The 5,799-nt window shown below is 62.8% G+C and carries 6 protein-coding genes; 4 read left to right on the top strand and 2 right to left on the bottom strand.

The window, feature by feature from the left end; genetic code table 11:
* Window positions 1-405: 405 nt before the first annotated feature.
* The 3 genes from VFU66_RS11930 (at window position 406) to cobA (ending at window position 3,751) form a co-directional block, all read left to right on the top strand.
* On the top strand, window positions 406-2,127 hold the full coding sequence (locus tag VFU66_RS11930; RefSeq protein WP_326446481.1) for a nitrite/sulfite reductase: 1,722 nt from the start codon (window positions 406-408) through the stop codon (window positions 2,125-2,127).
* 248 nt (window positions 2,128-2,375) lie between these two features.
* Window positions 2,376-3,023 (top strand): precorrin-2 dehydrogenase/sirohydrochlorin ferrochelatase family protein, encoded by a 648-nt coding sequence (locus tag VFU66_RS11925; protein ID WP_326446480.1) that lies wholly within the window; start codon window positions 2,376-2,378, stop codon window positions 3,021-3,023.
* Entirely contained in the window at window positions 3,020-3,751 is a 732-nt protein-coding gene (gene cobA / locus VFU66_RS11920; RefSeq protein WP_326446479.1) for a uroporphyrinogen-III C-methyltransferase, read from the top strand. Before VFU66_RS11925 ends, cobA begins: the two co-directional genes overlap by 4 nt.
* A 192-nt stretch (window positions 3,752-3,943) precedes the next feature.
* Here the strand turns inward: cobA and VFU66_RS11915 are convergent, their stop codons facing one another.
* The gene (locus tag VFU66_RS11915; RefSeq protein ID WP_326446478.1) at window positions 3,944-4,558 is read right to left on the bottom strand and encodes a PEP-CTERM sorting domain-containing protein; all 615 of its coding nucleotides are present in this window, start codon (window positions 4,556-4,558) and stop codon (window positions 3,944-3,946) included.
* Window positions 4,559-4,588: 30 nt separating this feature from the next.
* Window positions 4,589-4,822 carry a hypothetical protein gene (locus tag VFU66_RS11910; protein ID WP_326446477.1) on the bottom strand — a complete coding sequence of 78 codons (234 nt, stop codon included), beginning with the start codon at window positions 4,820-4,822 and terminating at the stop codon, window positions 4,589-4,591.
* Between the two features lie 164 nt (window positions 4,823-4,986).
* Between VFU66_RS11910 and VFU66_RS11905 the strand changes: the two genes are divergently transcribed.
* Window positions 4,987-5,412, top strand: coding sequence for a hypothetical protein (locus tag VFU66_RS11905; RefSeq protein WP_326446476.1), 426 nt, complete (start codon window positions 4,987-4,989; stop codon window positions 5,410-5,412).
* The last annotated feature ends 387 nt before the right edge of the window (window positions 5,413-5,799 follow it).

Here is a 5,799-nt window from a genome sequence, read left to right as displayed (position 1 = left end):
GGGAAGGAATCTGCTTCCTCCCCAAATCGCCACAAACGCCCGGGTGCCCCATCCATCGCGCTTTTTGCGATGGGTGGGAATGTACAAACCCCAACCAGCCAGTCTTTTACATGGTCATTCCTCACAAAGGAACCGCTTTCGTATCAACACGACAAGCCTCTCTCCCCGCATTTCCAGCCAATTCCATCTTGACTCTGGCCCAACCTGCCACTAATCTATTCATCAATGGCAAGTTCTACCGCAAAGGCGTTCGCTATGTGTCGCATGTCGTGTTGTTGCGACCTCGTGCGCCGTCGCCTTTGCCTCGATTCGTAGACTGCCCTTCAGTCCGGACATCTCAGCAAAGCTGCACAGCGCCCACTCTTCAGTGGGCTTTTTCATTTTCCGCAAACAAAAGGACATCAAATGACCACCCCCGCCGCACCTGCTGTGAAAGAGACCAAGGCCCAGAAGGCCGAGCGCATCAAGGCCGCCAAGAATCCCTGGCACGCCTGGGACGAGGTCCGCCAGTTCGCCCGCGACGGCCGCGACTCGGTGCCCGCCGAGTGGTCCACCTACTTCCGCTGGTGGGGCATCTACACCCAGGGCGACGGCAAGGGCGTCACCGGCGGCGTCGGCGGCGAAGGCAAAGCCACCGAGTACTTCATGATGCGCATCGCCCTCCCCAACGGCATCCTCACCAGCGCGCAGGTCCGCGTCATCGGCCAGATCACCAAAAAGTACGCCAACAACCTCGCCGACATCACCACACGCCAGAACATCCAGCTCCACTGGCTCACCATCGCCGGACTCATCGACGTGCAAGACGCGCTCGAATCCGTCGGCCTCAGCTCCAAAGGCGCCTGCGGCGACGTCGTCCGCAACGTCACCGGCTGCCCGCTCGCCGGCCTCGACGCCGACCAGCTCATCGACGCCAGCCCGCTCGCCGTCGAGATCGCGCACAAGCTCAACGGCAACGACACCTTCTACAACCTGCCGCGCAAGTTCAAGTTCACCATCTCCGGCTGCCCGCTCTGGTGCAGCTTCCCCGAGATCAACGACGCCTCGCTCACCGCCATCAAGCGCACCGTCAATGGAGTCGAGGAGATCGGCTACACCCTCCGCGTCGGCGGCGGCCTCTCGAACGAGCCGCACATCGCCGTGCGCATCCCCGCCTTCGTCCGCCAGGACCAGGCCATCGCCGTCGCCACCGCCACCGCCGAGGTCTTCCGCGACGCCGGCATCCTGCGCGAGAGCCGCACCAGCGCCCGCATCAAATATCTCTTCATGAAGTTCGGCTGGACCGCCGAGACCTTCCTCGCCGAACTCGAATCGAAGCTCGGCTACAAGCTCGACCCCAGCCCCGTCGCCGAGGACAATCCGCCCGCCGACATCTACCGCGACCACGTCGGCATCACGCCGCAGCGCCAGCCCGGCCTCTCCGCCGTCGGCGCTTCCGTGCTCAACGGCCGCGTCTCCGGCGACCAGCTCCTCAAGCTCGCCGACCTCGCCGAAAAGTACGGCGACGGCAACCTCCGCGCCACCATCGGCCAGAACATCATCATCGTCAACGTGCCCAACGCCAGGACCGCCGCGCTCGTCGTCGAACTCAACACGCTCGGCCTGAACGTCGATGTCTCCTCCTTCTGGCGCGGCGCCATCGCCTGCACCGGCACCGAGTTCTGCAAGCTCGCCATCGCCGAGACCAAGGGCTTCAACAAATGGCTCGTCGCCGAACTCGAAGACCGCCTCCCCGGCTTCGACCAGCAGATCCGTATCCACATCACCGGCTGCACCAACTCCTGCGGCCAGAGCTGGATCGCCGACCTCGGCCTCGAAGGCAAGAAGATCAAGAAGGACGGCAAGATGGTCGATGCGTTCTACTTCTGCGTCGGCGGCTCGGTCGGCAAGTACGCCGGCATCGCCCGCCAGATCGGCTACCGCGCCGCCGCCGAAGACTGCCCCGAGGCCATCGAGCGGATGCTCCGCGCCTACCTCGCCGACCGCCAGCCCGCCGAAGACCTCCGCGCCTGGTTCGCGCGCACCAACGACGAGACACTCCGCGCCCACCTCAACGGCATCGTCGCCGACCCGGTCGAACGCGACGCCCCGCCCGTCGGCGCAGGCCGCCTCGCCCCAGCGGAGTAGATACCAGTCTTTGCGTTGTCATTCTGACCCTGAGCGGAGCGAAGGGGAAGAATCCCCGCATTTTTCCCGCACAGGCTTAAACATTTGGGTGCCCCATCCATCGCGCCTTTTGCGATGGGTGGGAATGAACACACTCCATCAGCCAGTTGTTTTGCATTTCCATTCCGCAGCTTTTGCGTTTCCCTTCCGCTGCGCCGCCAGGGAATCCGCTGTTCGTTTACGGCTATCATCAAACAAGGGAGCCCCGCATGGACCTCTTCCCCATCTTCCTCAAGCTCGCCGCCCGCCCCTGCATCGTCATCGGCGCAGGCCATCTTGCCGAATCGAAGATCGACTCCCTGCGCGCCGCCAACGCCAAAGTCACCGTCATCGCCCCAACCGCAACCGACCGCATCCAGGCCCAGGCCGCCGCAGGCGAAATCGCCTGGCAACAGCGCGAATATAAGGAAGGCGACCTCGCCAACCACTTCCTCGTCGTCGCCGCCACCAACAATCCCGCCGTCAACCGCGCCGTCTTCCACGAGGCCCGCGAGCGCGACATCCTCTGCAACGCCGTAGACGACCCGCCCTTCTGCGACTTCTACTTCCCTTCCGTCGTCCGCCGCGGAGACCTCCAGATCGCCATCTCCACCGCAGGAGCCAGCCCCGCCCTCGCGCAAAAGCTCCGCAAGGAGATCAACGCGCAGCTCCCGCTCGACGCCGGCGACTGGCTCACCGAACTCGGCAACCTGCGCCGCGAGGTCGTCGCCGCCGAGCCGCTCAACGACGAGCGCAAATGGCTCCTCCACCAGCTCGCCCGGCGCGAGGTCTGCGGCTACGACCAGTGCCCCTCCCGCGTCTTCGCCCGCGAGCACGCCAAAACCAATCCGACCCCAACGCCTGAGAAAACATCGTGAGCAGAGAAGCCCAGCCCGGCCACGTCTACCTCGTCGGAGCAGGCCCCGGCGACCCCGACCTCCTGACCCTCCGCGCCGTCACGCTCCTGCAAACCTCCGACGTCATCCTCCCCGACGATCTCGTCTCCGACGCCATCCTCGCACTCGCCAGCCCCACCGCCAACATCATCCCCGTCGGCAAACGCTGCGGCCAGCCGCGCATCACCCAGGCGGGCATCCACGCCCTGATGCTCGAACACTCGTCTGAAGGAAGTTCCGTGCTCCGCCTCAAATCAGGCGACCCGCTCATCTTCGGTCGCGCAGGCGAGGAGATCGCCGCCCTCCGCGAAGCAGGCATTCCCTTTGAGATCGTCCCCGGCATCTCCGCCGCCTTCGCCGTCGCCGCCAACCTGCAAACCCCGCTCACCGACCGCAGCTCGGCCTCGAAGCTCATCTTCGCCACCGCACACCACGCCGCCGGAAAACTCGAACTCACGCCCAAATGGACCGGCACCTTCCCCGACGACGCCACGCTCGTCATCTACATGCCCGGCCGCCACTTCCGCGCCCTCGCCGACGACCTCATCGCCTCCGGCATCTCCCCGGCCACCCCATGCGTCGCCGTCAGCAAAGCCAGCACGCCCGATGAGCACATCCACGCCTCCACGCTCGCAGCCATCGAAGACGAAGCCGTAGGCCCCGCCCCGGTCGTCATGCTCATCGGCCACGCCATCCAGGTCCCCGCCTGACGACAAACGTTTCCCGCGCACCGGGTTGCACCTTCAGCACCTCGCGTTTGCATTCGCTCTTCTTGTTGTCATTCCCGAAGGGAATCCGCGTCTTGCATCGGCCCACCTTCCTCTCCGCAACACCACCCACGAAAATGCCGCCTGCAAAAAGTTCACGCAGGCGGCAGAGGAAAATCACAATCAGCTTGAGCTTTACTTCCTGAACCGGCGTTTCGCGGCCCCGGCTGCACCGGCCAGACCGGTCAGCATCAGCACAAACGTGCCGGGCTCAGGTACCGCAGGCGGTCCGGGAGGCCCAGGAGGTCCCGGAGGCCCGGGAGAGGTACTGCCTCCCGTTCCACCACCCGGCGGGTAATAGATCGGCGGCCCACCCTCGGCAGGAGGCCCAAAGCCCGGCGGAACATACGGCGGCGGAACATACGACGCGATCGGCATGCCGTCACCTTCCGGTTCCGTCGGCATAAAGTCCTGCAGGTGGGGCGTAAACTCAGGCGGCGTCTCTTCTGAGACCAACGGCTGATCCTTCGACTCTTCCGGAAGGACGCCACAGGCCATATTGAAGTGGCGGAGCGTCTCTTCGGGACCCATCGGCCTGCGCCGAGCAATGTGCGGCCTGGGGTGAACTGACGGCTTCGGCTTCACATAACCCGCCAGCTTGCGCTTTGCGTATGCGCGCGCCCTGCGACGCGCTGCCTCCACTCTCTGCACGCTCTTTGTATGTTCGAGCTGCTGCTTGTAGGCAATAAACCACTTTTCACAGTCCGTCGTCGCATGTGCCGACGTCGTCGTGGCCGCGATAAATATCACCAAAAGCACGCATTGGAGCAGGCGACGCATTCAAGACACCTTGAGCGAGATGTCGCTCGGCATGGTTATCAGCAATTCAACGGCCAAATATACACCATCCGACGGTGCTGCAACTTTGCAGTATTCAGGCGAATTCTTTTGCACTTTGCACAGGTCGAACAAGGATAATGTGAAAATTTTTTCCACTTCAACGGAAATGAAATGCGCTTTTACCCTCCCGCGCCGTCCTCCGCAAATCTCTCCAAGTCCATGCCCATCAATCATTACAAGGGAAGATCTTCCATAATTCATACCCTTCCCCGACCACGGCCGCCGCAACCTTTTCCCCGGTTTCGCGTTCCAACTGAATAGAGATTCATGGCCGCACGCCATGACCTCGCAAGGCCCTAATGCCAGGGCAATCAAGGCTTTGCCAAGGAGACCCGAACATGCGCTACCTACGATACCTCACTCTGCTCAGCATCCTGATTCTTCCCGCCGCCATGGCGCGAGCCGAGGTCAGGATCGGCATCGGCATCGGCGTTCCGGCCTACGGATACTACCCTCCGCCTGCCTGCGCCTACGGCTATTACTCCTATTACCCCTATGCCTGCGCACCCTATGGCTACTACGGCCCAACGTGGTTCGCAAATGGAGTCTTTATCGGAGCAGGCCCCTGGTATCACCGCGCCTGGGCGTATCGCCCCTACTACCGACCCGCGTATCGCGGATATGATGGCGATCGCGGCTACTACCGGCATGACTACGACCGCGACCGTGACCGGGGACGCGACCGTGACTGGGGACGAGGCGACTATCACGACAATGGCCGCCACGGCCACTGGGACAATGGCTGGCACGGTCGTCACCGATAACCATTCGTTGGACTGACCCCAGTCCGTGTCAAGTGTCCGCCGTTCCCGAGATCCCCTCAACCGCCACAGAACAGGGAGGTTATCCTTCCCCACTCCGTGGCGGTTGAGTTTTCTCGCGCAGCTACAATAGAAACAGGTCGAGAAACCTGCTAAGAAGCAGGCTGAGAAGCCTGTTGCCATTCCCGAAGGGAATCTGCGTCTCGCTCCAGTCTCACTGAACCACAGCTCACAAAAACCCAATAAGCCCTTTAGAGCATATTACCTTTTACTGTAGCGGTGCGAAGGGGAGTCTGAACCAAGCGTTTGCGTCTTTGGCGGTGATGGTGGGGAGTAGTTGGGCGATAGCATTGTGGAGAGCTTGTTCGGAGCGTGCGCCTATGGTTCTGA

The organism is Edaphobacter sp., from assembly GCF_035763405.1.
GTDB lineage: Bacteria > Acidobacteriota > Terriglobia > Terriglobales > Acidobacteriaceae > Edaphobacter.
Note: the sequence above shows the minus strand (reverse complement) of the source record. Positions and strands in the feature narration are given on the sequence as shown.

Excerpts from the sequence above, each read along its gene's own strand:
- VFU66_RS11905 (WP_326446476.1), top strand. The coding sequence starts at position 4,987 with ATGCGCTACCTACGATACCTCACTCTGCTCAGCATCCTGATTCTTCCC.
- VFU66_RS11930 (WP_326446481.1), top strand. The coding sequence starts at position 406 with ATGACCACCCCCGCCGCACCTGCTGTGAAAGAGACCAAGGCCCAGAAG.
- VFU66_RS11910 (WP_326446477.1), bottom strand. The coding sequence starts at position 4,822 with ATGATTGATGGGCATGGACTTGGAGAGATTTGCGGAGGACGGCGCGGG.
- VFU66_RS11925 (WP_326446480.1), top strand. The coding sequence starts at position 2,376 with ATGGACCTCTTCCCCATCTTCCTCAAGCTCGCCGCCCGCCCCTGCATC.